Below are 13,715 nucleotides of genomic sequence, written 5' to 3' on the forward strand. Positions count from 1 at the left end.
GCCTTAGTTGGTACGCGGGTCCGGTCTATGAGCTCATAAGCTCACTTTATGAGGGGCGTCGGGGTGGATCAGCTCACGGCAGGGGCTGCTCGGCCCAGATGACCTTGCCCTCGGGCGTGTAGCGGGTGCCCCAGCGTTCGGAGAGCTGCGCGACGAGGAACAGGCCGCGGCCGCCCTCGTCGGTCATGGCCGCGTACCTCAGATGCGGCGAGGTGCTGCTGCTGTCGAAGACCTCGCAGATCAGGGTGCGGTCGTGCAGCACGCGGACGTGGATGGGGTCGCCGCCGTAACGGATCGCGTTGGTGACGAGCTCGCTCAGGATCAGCTCGGTCGTGAACGTCAGCTCGTCCAGGCCCCACCCGGCGAGCTGACGGCTGACCGAGGCGCGTATCTCGCCGACCGCGGCCGGGTCGCCCGGCACCTGCCACTCGGCGATCCGGTCGGCGGCCAGCGACCGGGTCCCCGCCACGATCAGGGCGATGTCGTCGCCGGCCCGGGCCGTGAGCCGGGAGTCGAGGACCACCCGGCAGGTCTCCTCCGGTGACTGGCCGGCCCCCTCCAGCGCGGTGCGCAGCAGTTCCAGGCCCACGTCGATGTCCCGCTCACGGTCCTCGACGAGCCCGTCCGTGTAGAGCACGAGGCGGCTGCCCTCGGCCAGTTCGAGAACGGCCGTCTCGAAGGGCAGGCCCCCGAGCCCGAGCGGAGGGCCGGCCGGCACCTCCGGGAACTCCACGCTGCCGTCGGGGTGGATCAGGGCGGGCGGCGGGTGACCGGCCCTGGCGATCGTGCACAGCCGGGAGACCGGGTCGTAGATCGCGTACAGGCAGGTCGCCCCGGTGACGGGGGCGTTGGCGCCCTCCGCCGCCTCGTCCTGGTCGATGCGCCCGACCAACTCGTCCAGGAGCGCGAGGAGTTCGTCCGGCGGGAGATCCAGGGCGGAGAAGTTGTGCACCGCCGTGCGCAGGCGCCCCATGGTGGCAGCGGCGTGCAGCCCGTGCCCGACCACGTCGCCCACCACGAGCGCCACGCGGGCACCGGACAGCGGCAGTACGTCGAACCAGTCGCCGCCGACACCCTCCTGCGCGGGCAGGTACCGGTAGGCGATCTCCAGGGCGTCCTGCTCGGGCAGGTTGCGGGGCAGCAGGCTGCGCTGCAGCGTCACCGCCATGTTGTGCTCGCGCGTGTAGCGGCGTGCGTTGTCGATGGAGACCGCGGCCCGGGCGACCAGCTCCTCGGCGAGGGCCACCTCGTCCACGTCGAACGGCTCGGGCTTCTCGGACCGCCAGAAGCTGACCACCCCCAGCACCAGAGCGCCCGCGCGCAGCGGCACGGCGACCAGCGCGTGGATGCCGTACGCCACCACCTGGGCGGAACGCTCCAGGTCCTGCGCCTGCCAGCCCGCGGCCTCGCTCAGCCGCGGCTCGACGACCGCCTGCCCGGTGGCGAGGGCGCGCGCCTGGGGCGAGGTGTCGACGAGCCGGATCCGCTCGTCGACCGGATACAGCGGGGCGTCCTTGCGGATCCCGTTCACGGCCGTGCGGCTCAGCGCGGTCGTCGCCTGCGGCTGGCCGCCGCTCAGTACGGCGTCGAACAGGTCCACCGTGACGAAGTCCGCGAACCGGGGCACGGCCAGCTCCGCCAGTTCCTCGGCGGTACGGGTCACGTCCAGGCTCGTCCCGATGGCCACTCCGGCGTCGTACAGCATGTTCAGGCGCTCCCGCGCCGTCTCGGCCCGGCCGGACAGGGCGCGCAGCTCGGTGGAGTCGCGCAGGGTGGCGACAGTGCCGGGCGGACCGCCCTGGGAGTCGGTGGTCCGCTGGTTGATCGCCAGCAACCGGTCCTTGACCAGGTGCACCTCGTCCGTGGCGACCCGCCCGGAGGCCAGCAGACCGGCCGTGTCGGGGGCGAGGCCCAGGTTCAGCACATGCTGTCCCTCGCCGTCCTCGGGCAGGTCGAGCAGGCGGTGCGCCTCGTCGTTGGCGAGCAGCAGGGTGCCGTCGTCGCCGACGATGAGCACGCCCTCGCGCACCGAGTGCAGCACCGCGTCGTGGTGCTCGTACATCCGCGTCATCTCGTGCGGACCCAGACCGTGGGTCTGCCGCAGCAGCCGCCTGCTCACCAGCGCGGTGCCGGCCGTGGCCAGCGCGAGCCCGGCCGCGGCGGCGACGAGTACCAGCGGGAGCTGCTGGTCGGCGGCGCCGCCCACGCTCTCGGTGGTGATGCCGGCCGACACCAGACCGACCACCGTGCCGTCGTCGGCCTTCACGGGCACGACGGCCTGCACCAGCGGGCCGAGCGTTCCGGTGATCTCCTCCGTCACGGTCCGCCCGGCCAGCGCCGGGGCGATCGTTCCGACGAACTTCTTGCCGATGCGGTCCGGCTTGGGATGGCTGTAGCGGACGCCGTCGGTGTTCATGACGACGATGAAATCCACCTTGGTCGCCTTGCGGGCCGCCTCGGCGCGCGGCTGGAGCACCGCCGACGGGTCGGGGGAGCGCAGCGCCTCGCGGGTGCCCGGCGCGTTGGCGAACGCCTCGGCGACGGCGACCGACCGGTTGCGGGCCTCCTTGGTGCTGTCATGTCGTACCTGGAGCACCAGGGCCACCACCGCGGCCACGACCAGCAGCAGCACGATCACCACTTGCAGGACGAACACCTGTCCGGCGACGCTGCGCCCGCCGAGTGCCGACGGCAACCCCGACCGGCCCCCACCGTGCTGCCGCGGGGCGGGCGGACCGCCCGGCTGTCGCCGGGTTCGCCGCGGATGCCCGTCAGGCGCTCCGGGAGCGCGGTCGGGCGCGTGTGAAGGGCGCGGACCGCTGGGGCGACGGGTCGACGCCCCGGATCGACCCAAGAGCCGGACCATGTGCCCATGTCTACACTGCCGGGCCCTCAGGAGGCGAGGGGGCCTCAGGACGTGACAGCCCGAACTCCCGGCGCCAGGGGGCGTGGCAGGCCCCCGGGGTCCTGCTTCGTCTCACGGTGTGGGACGGCGTGCGGCGAGCAGGAGGGCGATGTCGTCGGGGCGGTCGACGGCGTGGCGGGCCGTCGCGGTGAGGCGGTCCGCCACGCCCGCCAGTGCGTGGCCGCCCGGGCGGACGGCGGGGCCGCCGAGCCTGGCCAGCGCCACGCGCAGGGCGCTGATGCCGTCGTCGATGTCACCGCCGGGCTTCTCGACCAGCCCGTCGGTGTACAGCGCGAGAATGGCGCCGGCGTCCATGCGCAGCTCTGTCACCGGGTAGCGGGCGCGCGGGTCCACGCCGAGCACCACCCCGCCGGGCAGGTCCAGGACGTGGGTGCGGCCGTCCGGGCGGCGCAGCAGCGGTGGCGGATGCCCGGCACGGGCCGCCCGGGCCACTCCGGTGGCGGGGTCCAGCCGGATGCAGCAGCAGCTCGCGAACAGCCCGGGATCGAGGTCGATGAGGAGGTGATTGGTGCCACTCATGACCTCGTCGGGCGGCCGGTCGCCGAGCGCGAACGCCCGTACGGCGCTGCGCAGTTGCCCCATGGTCGCCGCCGCCTGCACCCCGTGCCCCTGCACGTCACCGATGACCAGGGCGAGGCCGTCGCCGGACTCCACGACGTCGTACCAGTCCCCGCCCACCTCCATGCCCTGGGTGCCGGGCAGATAGCGCCCAGCGGTCTCCACCTGCGGGTGCGCGGACAGCCGCCGGGGCAGCAGGGCCTGCTGGAGCCCGCGGGCGAGGGCGGCCTCGGTCTCGTAGCGCTGGGCCTTGTCCATGGCGTGGGCGATGAGCCCGGCGAGCGCGGTGAGCACCGTACGTTCCTCGGTGCTGAAGCTGCGGGACCGGTCGAAGCCCAGGATGCAGGAGCCGACCGGGCGGCCGGAGGCGATCAGCGGCAGGAAGGCGCGGGCCCCCTCCTCGGCGTCCAGCTCGATTCCTGGGTACGCGGCGGCCAGCTGCTGCATGGAGTCGAAGAAGAGCGGCCGGCCGGTGGTGAGCGTCTCGACGCCGGGCAGCCGCGCGTCGAGCCCCACCCCTTCGAACGGGGCGAGGAACCCCGAGGGGAAGCCGCTCTCCCAGGCCAGGTACAGGTGCCGCTCCTGGAGCAGGTAGATGGCGAGTCGGCGGCCGCCGAACGCGGGCAGCAGCTCGCGCATCACCACGGCGGACACCTGGCGGGCGGTGACCGCCTCCGTCAGCGCGATCGCGAGGACGATGGGGCGGTACACGGGCGCCGGCGGGGCGACGCCGTTCCCGGTCGCGAGGTCGGCCGGGGCGGTGTCCGCCACCCGGCTCGCCGGACGGACCGTGCAGGTCAGCCGGTCCGGGCCGGGATACACGGAGAGGGCGAGCCAGTCGCCCTCGGAGGGTCGCGGTGCGGGCTCGACGGTGTCCGCGGCAGGTCGCTCGACGTGGAAGTGCACCGGGTCCGGCGACAGCAGGGCCCCGCGCAGATGGTCCTCGACGTCGGGCCGGCCGATCCACGGCACGGCGTCCCACAGGGCCCGGCCCAGCAGCTCGGTCCGCGGCCGGCGCAGCAACTGCGCGGCGCGCGGGTTCGCGTAGACGACCAGGCCCTCCCGGTCCAGACAGAACACCCCGTCCGGCAGCAGGTCGGCCGCCGCGTCGGCGGTGGCGCCGAGACCCGGGTCGAGCACGATGCCCCGCACCGGGCCCGCCTCCGGCGGTACGGCGGCCGGGGCGGTCGCGTCGTGCGGGGGCCAGCCGGTCGCCTCGTACGGGCTCCACAGGTCCATCAGCCGCAGTTCACCGTCCGCCGCCCGCAGGTACAGCGGCAGCGTCGGAGGTCTGCCGACGGCCGTGTCCCGCAACGCGACCAGAATGCGGGTCGCCTCGGTCGGGGCCACGGCGTCCGCGAACGCCTGCGGGGTTCCGTTGAACTCCGTCGGCGGTACGCCGAGCAGCGCATGCAGGCCCGCGTCCCCGGTCACCAGCCCCGTACGGGGCACCCACAGGAAACGCCCGATGCGCGCGAGCGGCGGACGCGCGGCCGGCGACCGCACGCACAGCGGCTCCTGGTCCCAGCGGAGCGGGGCCGCCTCGTCGTCGTCCAGGCTCCGCAGAGCCGCACCCAGAGCCTGGGCCAGTCGGGTCAGGCGGTCCCGCTCGGGCAGCACTTCGGCGGCGTCGGGGACGGAGGCGCGCAGCACGGTGATGACGCCGTACGCGTGGGAACCGGCCACGACCGGGGCATGGAGGGAGCCGAACTGGAACGGCAGACCGGCCGAGAACTGGGGGTACCGGCGCATCGTCTCGGTGGCGTTCGGCAGGACCACCTGGACGCCGAGCCGATGGGCGTCCGCGACGGGGAACGGACTGTCCACGTGCAGCTGCCACCAGGGACGGAACAGCGGCCCGGGCAGCCCGGCGAGTACGGCCAGGCGCAGCAGGCCAGGTGTGGAAGAGCGCAGGTAGACGCCTCCCGCCTGGCCGCCGGCCGCGCTGATCGCCTCCGTCGAGGCGTCGATCAGCAGCGCCGCCAGCCGTCCGGGCTTCGGCTGTGCGTGCTGGGAGCTCCCAGTCATCGGCCCTACCTCGTCCGTGCGCCAGTCACGCGGGCGACACAGCAAGAATGCGCCACGACCGGCCCGGACCGCACCTGGGCGGCGCAAGCAACCTCGTGCTCCCTGGAGAATCGAGCGGCGTCAGCGGTTGCCGCTCCAGTTGTGGGCGACGTCCACCACGACCCGGTCGGCAAGGTGCTGCACCCGGAACGGCAGCCGGGCGCGGATCCCCAGCCCGATCTGGGTCTCGCCCTCGAAGCTGCCCGCGAACCGGGTGTCCCGGAAGGTGCGGTAGCCCGAGAGGTTCACGCCGGGCAGCGGGCGAGCCACCCGTCCGGGATAGGTGGGGGCCCCGGTGTCGGGGTCGTAGGCGGGTGCTGCCACCCGTACCTCGAGAACGGCTCCGCCCGCGACGGGGACGGGACGACCCGACCCGTCCTGACGGAGGCGGTCGACGTAGCGCACCCAGTAGCCGAGACTGCCGCCGCCGGGGACGTCGATGACCATCCGGTCGTAGCAGGCGTGGCTACCGGTCCTGATGTTCTTCACCGGCGCCGTCGTGCCGGCGGCGCGGGACTTGTCGAGGCTGCCCCAGCCGGTGGGGCACGCCGTGGCCGCCGGGGCGGCGTCCGCCGGCATCGTGCTCGCCGTCAACGCCGCGCCCATGAGTACTGCCGCGGCCCATGCTGTTCTGCTTCGTCTCATGATGTCCCTCGAGACGTGGATGTGAGTGGTACCGGGTGAGACACCCGATGTGGCTGAAAGGTTGCACTCTTTCCCACTGCCTTTACGCCGACTCTCATGCCTGCTGTCGAAACATTCGGATGTCGTTCCGACTGTTCAGTGGCGCATGCTGTCGACGGGGTTTCTGAGCCAATTGCGAGGGGCTCGTGCGCAGTCCGTTGACGCCCAGGGGGACGGCTCATATGGTCTGCGACGCCATTCGGAAAGCTGACCGAAACTTTCGGTAGATCCACCGTCAGAAAGGGGAACAAGATGGCCACCCGCACGTCCATCGGCACCCTCGGCATGGCGAGCCTGCTCGCCGCAGCCGGCGTCATCGCCCTGTCGGCACCGGCCGACGCCGCCGGCACACTCGGCTCCGCAGCGGCCGAAAAGGGCCGCTACTTCGGCGCCGCGGTCGCCGCGAACCACCTGGGCGAATCCGCCTACGTCTCCACGCTCGACGCCGAGTTCAACTCGGTGACCCCCGAGAACGAGATGAAGTGGGACGCCGTCGAGGGCACCCGGAACTCCTTCGACTTCACCGCCGCGGACCGGATCGTCAGCCACGCCCAGAGCAAGGGCATGAAGGTCCGCGGACACACCCTGGTCTGGCACTCCCAACTGCCGAGCTGGGTCGGCATGCTCGCCGCCGCCGACCTCAGAACGGCCATGAACAACCACATCAACCAGGTCATGGGCCACTACAAGGGCAAGATCCACTCCTGGGACGTCGTCAACGAGGCCTTCCAGGACGGCAGCAGCGGAGCCCGGCGCAGCTCACCGTTCCAGGACAAGCTCGGCAACGGCTTCATCGAGGAGGCGTTCCGCACCGCACGCGCGGCGGACCCGGCCGCCAAGCTCTGCTACAACGACTACAACACCGACGGCGTCAACGCGAAGAGCAATGCCGTCTACAACCTGGTCAGGGACTTCAAGGCCCGCGGCGTGCCCATCGACTGCGTCGGCTTCCAGTCCCACTTCAACAGCGCCTCCCCGGTACCGGCCGACTACCAGGCCAATCTCCAGCGCTTCGCCGACCTAGGCGTCGACGTCCAGATCACCGAACTCGACATCGAGGGCTCCGGCACCGCCCAGGCCACCAGCTACGGCAACGTAGTGAAGGCATGCCTCGCCGTCTCCCGCTGCACCGGCATCACCGTCTGGGGCGTCACCGACAAGTACTCCTGGCGCGCCGCAGGCACCCCACTGCTGTTCGACGGCAACTACAACAAGAAGGCCGCCTACACCGCCGTACTCACCGCGCTGGGCGGCAGCGGCTCCGGCGGTGGCGGTACGGCCGCCTGTTCCGTGACGTACAGCAAGCAGGAGGAGTGGAGCGACCGCTTCAACGGCAAGGTGACCGTCACCGCGGGCAGTGCCGCGATCAGCAACTGGACCACGACCGTGACCGTCACCGCGCCGCAGAAGATCTCCACGACCTGGAACGGCACGCCCACCTGGGACAGCAGCGGCAACGTCATGACGATGAAGCCGAACGGCAACGGCAGCCTGGCCGCAGGCGCGTCGACGAGCTTCGGCTTCACGGTCATGAAGAACGGCAGCAGCGCGGCCCCGGTGCTCGGGTCCTGCACCACGTCCTGATCGCGCCCCGCCCGGTTCCGACCGAGCCCGGGCCTCCCCGGCCTGATGTGGTCGAAGCCACGTCAGCGGGGAGACCCGGGCCATGTCGTACGGCAGGACCGGCGGGCTACCGTTTCGCGCAGTCCCCTGTCTCATCACCAGCAACGGGCGGCCCGGCAGTGCAAGCAGATCTCTCCCCGGTCATCGCGGCGACCGCCCAATGGCTGACCTGCGCCTATCCCTCGGGCGGCGGCGCGCTGGCCTCCGCCCTGTGCGAGGTGCAGGCGCGCCAGGCCGTGACCGTGGCGGCCTGGCTGAGATATCCGACCCTGATGGACGCCGCACTGGTCGGCATGGCCGGACCCGGTGGTTCGGCCCGGCTCGACTGGGTCACGGGCGCGGACGGGGCGGGTGCCCGGGACGCGGACGAGGCCGCCTGGCGTACCTGGGTCGACGAGGTCGTCGCGAGCTGGGCGGCCTGCCTGCTCACCGACCCGGAACTGGCCGTCAGGGCCGTGGCCGCACTCGCGGGGGGCAGCCACACGAACGGGGTGTCGGCCGAGTTCCGCCGCCTGCTCGCACCCGACGAGGAGGACCGCCGCGCGGCGGTCCTCCTGCGTCACCCCGACCTGCTGGCCCCCGTGGCCGAACTCCATCACTCCCAGCTCGTGGAACGCCTCGAGCCGGGACAGGCACTCATCGCCTGAGGCCGCCGGCGGTCAGTCGTGCTTGCCGCGTCCGGTCAGCGCGTCCCGCATCCGGTCGACCAGTCCGGCACCCGGTGCCAACAGCTTGTTGGCCGGAGGCGTGTCCGGGGCGGACGGGTGCGGCCGGGTCGGCGCCATCTTCTTGGCCATACGGACCTTGTCGCCCAACGTGTCGAGTGCCTCCGGCGGGCACGCCACCCGCAGCTGCGGGAAGAGGTTCTCCTCCTCGTCGGCGATGTGGGAGCGGATCTCGCTCATCAGCATGCCGACGAGCCGGTCGAACTCGGGATCCTCCGCCTCGCAGCCCTCCAGATCCTTCATGATCTGCTCGGCCTTCGAGTGGTCCTCGATCTCCCGGTCCGCCATGGCGTTCCCGTTCACCAGATGCTCGCGCACGGCCGGGTACAGGTACTCCTCCTCGGCCACCGAGTGCCGGACCAGCTCCATCGTGGCCTGCTCGGCGTACACCTTGCGGTCCTTGTCACCGGACGGCAGGGCCTCGATGCGGCCGAAGAAGTCCTCGACCTCCCGGTGATCGGCCATCAGCTCGTCGATGACGTTTCCTCCGTGTCCCATGCTCTCCACCTCCAGCCAGGGGGTGGCGGCCCCGGGGCGGACCCGCCACGGCCCCCCGAGTGCCCCACGCGGCCCGCCCTACGCCCGGCCAAAGCCGCGCCGGACGGGTGTGGGCGGGGCGCATCGAAGGAACCCGCACCGGGACACACACATGCGACGCCCCCCGGGAGGCCGACGTGACCGACGCTCTGGACGAGGTGCTCGCGCGAGTACGCGGGGAAGTCGCCGCGAGGGCCGAGCGGCTGTGGGACGTCGCAATGACCCTGCACATCGAGCCCGAGTACGCCTTCGAGGAGCACCGGGCGGCGGCACTGCTCTGCGGCGAACTCGCGTGGGAGGGGTTTACCGTCGAGCGGGGCGTCGCCGGACTGCCGACCGCCTTCTCCGCACGGTCGGGAGCGCGGCCCCGGCCCGCGGTGGCCCTGCTCCTGGAGTACGACGCGCTGCCCGGCCTCGGGCACGCGTGCGGCCACAACCTGATCGCCGCGGCCGGCCTGGGTGCCGCACTGGCCGCGCGGGCCGTCCTGCCCGCCGACGCGGGAACCGTCCGGGCCGTGGGCACGCCCGCCGAGGAGGGCGGCGGCGGCAAGGTCACCGAGGTCGAGGCCGGGCTGTTCGACGACGTCGACGCCGCGCTGATGTTCCACCCCGGCGTGTACAGCTGGCGGTGGGCGCCGCTCACCGCGCAGTCCCAGTACCGGGTCGCCTTCCACGGCCGCGCCGCGCACCCCACCGGAAACCCCGCCGAGGGCATCGACGCGCTCGCGGCACTGATCCAGCTGTTCAACACCCTCGCCGTGGTCGGGCGGCGGCTGCCCGAGGGCTCCCACGTCCAGGGCATCATCACCCACGGCGGCCGGGCGACGAACATCGTCCCCGAGTACGCGGAGGGCCTGTTCGGGCTGCGCGCCGCGACGACCGCCGCCCTGGAGGACCTCGCGGGAGAGCTCCTTACCTGCGCCCAGGGCGTGGCCCGGGCGACGGCGACAACGGTCACCGTCGAACGCGCCACACCGCGCTACGAGCACTTCCGCGACAGCGCGGTGCTGTCCGACCGGTTCGCGCGGCACCTGGCCGGCACGGGCATCGGGATCACGGCCCCCGACCCGGGCGTGTACCTGGGCTCCTCCGACATCGGCAACGTCAGCGGGCGGGTCCCCGCCATCCACCCCTTCGTGGCGATCATGGATCCGGACGGCTCCGACCACACCCCCGAGTTCGCCGCCGCCGCGGCGTCCGACCGCGGCCGGGCGGCGATGCTGGCGTCGGCGGAGGCTCTGGCGTGCACGGCGGTCGAGGTGCTGCTGTGCCCGGACGTGCGGGAGCGCGCATGGCGGCACCACACGGCCGCCACACTGTGAGTCCGTGGCCGCCGCCACACTGTGAGTCCGTGGCCTCGGTCGGTGTGCGGGACTGGTACATGTTGAACCGCTCAGCCGGGGTGCGGCCGGTACACGTGGAATCCCTCAGTCGGTGTGCAGCTGGTACACGTTGAACGCCCGCCGGATCACCGGCTGGGCGACGTTTCGCACCCGCACCCCACCGGCCGTCATCCCGTGCTCGGTGCCCCTGTGGGCGTGGCCGTGGACGGAGAGGTCGGCACCGGCCGTGTCGATCGCCTCCGCCAGCAGGTAGCTGCCGAGGAACGGGAAGATCTCGAGTGGCTCGCCGGCGAGGGTGTCGGCGACGGGGGAGAAGTGGGTCAGGGCCACCCGCAGCTCGCAGCCCTCTTCCTCCAGCTCCTTGAGCGCGGTGTGCAGCGTGTCCGCGCAGTGCCGGGTGTAACGGACGAACTCCTTCATCAGCGGCTCGCCGAACTCGCCGGCGCTGCGTCCGACGAAGCCGCCGCCGAATCCCTTCGTACCGGCGACACCGACGCGCGAGCCGCCGCACTCGACGACCGTGCCCTCGCCCTCCAGGACCGTGACGCCCCCCTCCCGGAGGATGGCGGCGACCTTCTCGGGCTGCTCGTCGTGATGGTCGTGGTTGCCGAGCACCGCGACGACCGGCACCGGCAGCCCCCGTACCTCCTGGGCCACCACCCGGGCCTCCTCGGGCGTGCCGTGCCGGGTCAGGTCACCCGCCAGGAGCAGCAGGTCGGCACACTCGTCCAGGGTGTCGAAGGCGGGGCGCAGCAGGCCCTGGCTCTCGGCGCCCATGTGGATGTCCCCGACGGCGGCGACGCGGATCATGGCAGGTCCTCCGCATGATCGGGGGAGGCGGTCTCGGCCACCACGACGTCCGTGTGCACGGAGAGACCGTCCAGCTCCTCGTGGACGGTCCGCAGCAACGTCTCACGGCACTGCGCGGACGGCACCGTGCCGGTCACCACGACCGATCCGGCCCGCACCTCGGCGCGTACGCCGAGTTCACCGAGTTCCTCCGCGGCCAGCCGGTCGCGCAGATGGGCGACGCGGTACTCGACGTTCTCCGCGGCAGGGGCATGGTCCACTCCGTGGGGCCGCCCCGAGCCGGTCTCGCTCATCGCCGTTCCTCCTTCGGCCTCGGCTCGATGACCTCCAGCCGCTCCAGGAAGTAGAAGAACGCGTCGGGCATCGGGTCGTCCCCGCAGGCGCGGCGCACCTTCTCCCAGTCGACCCTCTCCCGCAGGGTCCGGGCGATCGGGAGCACCGCCCCGAAGTCGCAGTGGTGCTCGGAGAAGGCGGCCACCAGACTGTGCACCAGGTCGGTCGGCGCCAGCACCGGCATGAAGACCGAGTCGACCGACAACTCCTGCGCCCGCTCCAGCAGTTCCGTCGTGACCGGCTGGTGGGCCAGCTCGAAGATCAGGTCGACCTGCTGGCCCATGCAGCTGGACTTCAGCAGCCAGTCCTCCGGCGGCGCGTAGATCGGCAGTCCGGCTTCGCGCAGGGTCTCGGCGACGGCGTCCGCGTCCTCGGGACGGAAGCAGAAGTCGACGTCGTGCTGAAGGTTCTGGGCGCCTCCGTGCGCGTACACCGCGACGCTGCCCGCGAGGGCGAACGCGTGCCCCTTGCGCTTCAGGATCGAGCCGACCTGTTTGGCGGCCTGCAGGATCGCCTGATTGCGGTCGAGAGGCAGGTCCCCGGCGAGCACGCCGTTCTGCGGGACGAGTTCCGGATCTCCCGTTGCCAGACGCAGCTCCGCGACGCCTTCGCGCTGATCCGCAGCGTCGTCCTCCGCATGCCGCGTCATCGCTGCCCCCTTTCCTGGTCGACGGCTCAGGCCCGAGTACCCGGCGCGCCGTCGTCGACACGAACGCCCTGCGCCGACGTGCGGGTGTCACTCTTCCGCGTTCGCGGGAACCCGGTCCTCATGAACGGCAAGGAAACACCTCGGCAGAGCTCGCCCGAGGAACGCCGGATCGTCGCACGACTGGTGCCGGCCTGGCTGGAGGAGACCGAGCGGCACGACGGCGCCGCGGCCCGCGAGGCCCGCCGGGGCTGGGAACGGGGATCGCTGTCGGAGGGGTCCGCTCAGGACCTGGCCCACTGGGTCACCGGCCGGGTCACCGACACGGGCTTCAACGAGGACGAGGGCCCGCAGGTGGAGGGCCCCGTCCGGATCACCCCCGCGGACAAGGAGGCCGTCCACCGCTGGCTCACGGCACAGGGCCACCGCATCTGACCCACGTGGCGCCACTGCCGCCCGCCGGCCGGCCGAGAGCTCCGCGAGAGCGGAGCAGCGGCAGGAGGCGGTCCCTCACGGCGGGCGCCAGGACCGCTTCGCCCTCCCGCCGGTCACTCAGCGAGTCCCGGCCGATTCGGCGGCGGGGCGCGGATCGCCGTAGATCCGGGTCTCGTGGACCGTCAAGGTCATCGGCACTCCCTCCAGCGCCGCGACCGACCGGACCTCCTGCAGCCACTGTCGGGGAGCAGGCCGGAGCGCTGCCCTCGGTACCGGCCGCGGTTTCGTGCGTCATGCATCAAGGACTGTCACCCTGAGAGGTATGGGCACGACCGCGCTGATCGTCATCGACATGATCAACACGTACGACCACGACGACGCCGACCTCCTGCTGCCCTCGGTGGAGACCGCCGTACCGAACATCGCGGCGTTGCTCGACCGCGCGCGGAAGAGCGATGTGCCTGTCGTCTACGTCAATGACAACTTCGGCGAATGGCGCTCCCACCACGGCGAGGTTCTCGACACCGCGCTCAAGGGACCGCACGCCGACCTCGTGGCCCCGCTCACGCCGGACGACACCTCGCTCTTCGTCCTCAAGGCACGCCACTCGATCTTCTACGAGACCCCGTTGAGCTACCTGCTCGGCCAACTGGACGTCGATCACCTGGTGCTGTGCGGCCAGGTCACCGAACAGTGCGTTCTCTACTCGGCCCTCGACGCCCACATCCGCCACCTGGACGTGACCGTCCCCCGCGACGCGGTCGCCCACATCCACCACGACCTCGCGGGCGCGGCGCTGCGCATGATGGAACGCAACATGAGCGCGCACCTCTGCGACAGCCGGGAGCTGTGGCAGCAAATCCCCTAGCACGCCGCGCCTCGTCAGGGCAGCCCCTGTCACCGCCGGGCGTCCGCCGCCCCCGCCCGGGCCTCCTCCGCCCGCCCGGGCCTCCGCTCAGCCCTCGGTCCTCTGCTCGGCCCGGGTGAACACCTCCACGCGCCAAAACCGCCGCACAAGAGTCACCGGC

General features: G+C 72.2%; 12 protein-coding genes. 5 read left to right on the forward strand and 7 right to left on the reverse strand.

Annotation, left to right across the window (positions count from 1 at the left end; genetic code table 11):
* Positions 1-73 precede the first annotated feature (73 nt).
* The 3 genes from ACFWWR_RS06390 to ACFWWR_RS06400 all read right to left on the reverse strand — a co-directional run bounded on the left by ACFWWR_RS06390 (position 74) and on the right by ACFWWR_RS06400 (position 6,196).
* On the reverse strand, positions 74-2,866 hold the full coding sequence (locus ACFWWR_RS06390; RefSeq protein WP_383865324.1) for a SpoIIE family protein phosphatase: 2,793 nt from the start codon (positions 2,864-2,866) through the stop codon (positions 74-76).
* Positions 2,867-2,977: 111 nt separating this feature from the next.
* Positions 2,978-5,512, reverse strand: coding sequence for a SpoIIE family protein phosphatase (locus ACFWWR_RS06395; protein ID WP_384302235.1), 2,535 nt, complete (start codon positions 5,510-5,512; stop codon positions 2,978-2,980).
* A 120-nt stretch (positions 5,513-5,632) separates the two neighbouring features.
* Positions 5,633-6,196 carry a hypothetical protein gene (locus ACFWWR_RS06400; protein WP_383865328.1) on the reverse strand — a complete coding sequence of 188 codons (564 nt, stop codon included), beginning with the start codon at positions 6,194-6,196 and terminating at the stop codon, positions 5,633-5,635.
* Positions 6,197-6,487: 291 nt separating this feature from the next.
* On the opposite strand from ACFWWR_RS06400, the gene ACFWWR_RS06405 reads away from it, so the two are divergent.
* A complete protein-coding gene (locus ACFWWR_RS06405) occupies positions 6,488-7,819 on the forward strand; it encodes an endo-1,4-beta-xylanase (RefSeq protein ID WP_383865330.1) in 1,332 nt (443 codons plus the stop codon).
* A gap of 158 nt (positions 7,820-7,977) precedes the next feature.
* The gene (locus ACFWWR_RS06410) at positions 7,978-8,505 is read left to right on the forward strand and encodes a hypothetical protein (protein ID WP_383865332.1); all 528 of its coding nucleotides are present in this window, start codon (positions 7,978-7,980) and stop codon (positions 8,503-8,505) included.
* 12 nt (positions 8,506-8,517) lie between these two features.
* Here the strand turns inward: ACFWWR_RS06410 and ACFWWR_RS06415 are convergent, their stop codons facing one another.
* Complete coding sequence (locus tag ACFWWR_RS06415; protein WP_383865334.1) at positions 8,518-9,081, reverse strand: hemerythrin domain-containing protein; 564 nt, start codon at positions 9,079-9,081, stop codon at positions 8,518-8,520.
* Positions 9,082-9,257: 176 nt separating this feature from the next.
* Here ACFWWR_RS06415 and ACFWWR_RS06420 point away from each other — a divergent pair, with 176 nt between their 5' ends.
* A complete protein-coding gene (locus tag ACFWWR_RS06420; protein WP_383865336.1) occupies positions 9,258-10,442 on the forward strand; it encodes an amidohydrolase in 1,185 nt (394 codons plus the stop codon).
* A 105-nt stretch (positions 10,443-10,547) separates the two neighbouring features.
* On the opposite strand, the gene ACFWWR_RS06425 is transcribed toward ACFWWR_RS06420, so the two are convergent.
* From ACFWWR_RS06425 to ACFWWR_RS06435, 3 genes are read right to left on the reverse strand one after another with little or no spacing between them, the layout of a single operon-like run.
* The gene (locus ACFWWR_RS06425) at positions 10,548-11,273 is read right to left on the reverse strand and encodes a metallophosphoesterase (protein ID WP_384302237.1); all 726 of its coding nucleotides are present in this window, start codon (positions 11,271-11,273) and stop codon (positions 10,548-10,550) included.
* The gene (locus ACFWWR_RS06430; protein WP_384302239.1) at positions 11,270-11,566 is read right to left on the reverse strand and encodes a BON domain-containing protein; all 297 of its coding nucleotides are present in this window, start codon (positions 11,564-11,566) and stop codon (positions 11,270-11,272) included. Before ACFWWR_RS06430 ends, ACFWWR_RS06425 begins: the two co-directional genes overlap by 4 nt.
* Positions 11,563-12,255 (reverse strand): nucleotidyltransferase domain-containing protein, encoded by a 693-nt coding sequence (locus ACFWWR_RS06435; protein WP_383865342.1) that lies wholly within the window; start codon positions 12,253-12,255, stop codon positions 11,563-11,565. Before ACFWWR_RS06435 ends, ACFWWR_RS06430 begins: the two co-directional genes overlap by 4 nt.
* A 120-nt stretch (positions 12,256-12,375) precedes the next feature.
* On the opposite strand from ACFWWR_RS06435, the gene ACFWWR_RS06440 reads away from it, so the two are divergent.
* A complete protein-coding gene (locus tag ACFWWR_RS06440; RefSeq protein WP_384302241.1) occupies positions 12,376-12,687 on the forward strand; it encodes a hypothetical protein in 312 nt (103 codons plus the stop codon).
* Positions 12,688-13,009: 322 nt separating this feature from the next.
* Positions 13,010-13,555, forward strand: a complete 546-nt coding sequence (locus ACFWWR_RS06445) for an isochorismatase family cysteine hydrolase (RefSeq protein WP_383865346.1) — start codon at positions 13,010-13,012, stop codon at positions 13,553-13,555.
* Positions 13,556-13,715 lie beyond the last annotated feature (160 nt).

The sequence above is a fragment of the Streptomyces sp. NPDC058678 genome (assembly GCF_042714835.1).
Lineage (GTDB): Bacteria > Actinomycetota > Actinomycetes > Streptomycetales > Streptomycetaceae > Streptomyces.